This window comes from Xanthomonas populi (genome assembly GCF_002940065.1).
GTDB lineage: Bacteria > Pseudomonadota > Gammaproteobacteria > Xanthomonadales > Xanthomonadaceae > Xanthomonas > Xanthomonas populi.
In genome coordinates this window covers 1-1,299 of record NZ_MDEJ01000270.1, presented here as the reverse complement: position 1 = coordinate 1,299, position 1,299 = coordinate 1, and the positions used below count along the sequence as shown (strand labels likewise).

Here is a 1,299-nt window from a genome sequence, read left to right as displayed (position 1 = left end):
TCGCTGATTTTTTGAAGGTATGGTCATCATCCAGTGCGTGTCACCACGGCTACGACTTGGTTGTTCGAGGTGCCCTACTAGATCAAGCACGCGTGCACGGTGATGTGCTGATCCACTGCGCCAGCTCCAATCGCGTCGGCGCGCTGATCGCTCTGGAGAAAGGCAGAGCGAACGGCGCACCACGCGATGAAGCAATCGCAATCGGTCGTGCAGCAGGAATGACGAGCCTTGAGCCACTGGTCATGCGCTTGCTGGATCAGCAATCCACCGCCGACTCGACAGCCGCCGCCAAGTAAGACGATCGATGCGACTTGCCTGGACTCAAAGCCGCATGCAACAACAGTAGCTCACGATCATGCTGTGTTCGCCAAGCCAGTCTGAGATGCCCCTCGCCAGCAGTCACGGCTCCTGATGAGCCACGCGCATTACCTGCACGCACTTGCGGTCATCGTCTTTGCTCGGCTGCTGGGGACCACGTTGTGGTTCTCGGTAAATAGCGCAGCAGACGACTTGATGCGGCAATGGTCGGAAGGACCTTCCAGCATCAACTTGCCGACCATCGCGACGCAACTTGGCTTCAGTATCGGAACCTTGGCCCTCAAACCGATCACCGCATGTGCTCGCCATGGCCGTGGTCATCAGGCTCCGAGGCACCCAGCGAGCGGACATCAAAGCGCACATCCAGGCGCGGCGCATGCTCTTAAATCAATGTTGCCGTCACGGGTTTGCCCACCTCGAATGGCGCGTGCGGGGCGATGAACATCAGGTGGATGCTGCCAGGGCCAAGCACGACCTTCTCGCCCGGCGGCAAGGCGAGTCCTTCGTCGAGGCGCCGCATCTTCATCACGCCATTGTCCATGTTCATTTCATGGATCTCCACCTGCGCGCTTGCTGGCGACGCTATTGCAACCAAACGATCGGGGACGGTCGATTGGTTCTGCAAGCTGACATAACCGCCTGCAACCGGTGCGCCGGGAGGCGTTGCGCGGGACCAGGCGTCTGTTGCCAAGACCCGTGCCATGGCGCTAGTAGGCGCCGTTGAAGCGGATGTCTTTTCAGTCGGTGTAGCACTGGCACCGGGCTCTTGGGCGCGTTGGCAGGCTGCAAGGCTCAACGCGGATAACGCAAGCAAAAACAGGACGCGTGCTTTCATTTTTCTCTCCTCTTATCGACTTCAGCACCGTGCGCCAATGGCGATCCGGTTGCAGGGTTATCGACGCGACTAGGGCCTGTTAACACTAATGGCCTGAGCGAGTAAACTATCGGGTATGGAGATCACACCAGAGCAATTTTCCCTAA

At 58.7% G+C, this 1,299-nt stretch carries 1 protein-coding gene and 1 pseudogene; one reads left to right on the top strand and one right to left on the bottom strand.

The annotated features are described in order from the left end of the window. Positions 1 to 296: pseudogene (locus XpopCFBP1817_RS21500) on the top strand (hypothetical protein); the annotation flags it as partial. A 404-nt stretch (positions 297 to 700) separates the two neighbouring features. On the opposite strand, the gene XpopCFBP1817_RS20730 reads toward XpopCFBP1817_RS21500, so the two are convergent. Then, positions 701 to 1,153, bottom strand: a complete 453-nt coding sequence (locus XpopCFBP1817_RS20730; RefSeq protein WP_244171294.1) for a copper chaperone PCu(A)C — start codon at positions 1,151 to 1,153, stop codon at positions 701 to 703. Between the last annotated feature and the right edge of the window lie 146 nt (positions 1,154 to 1,299).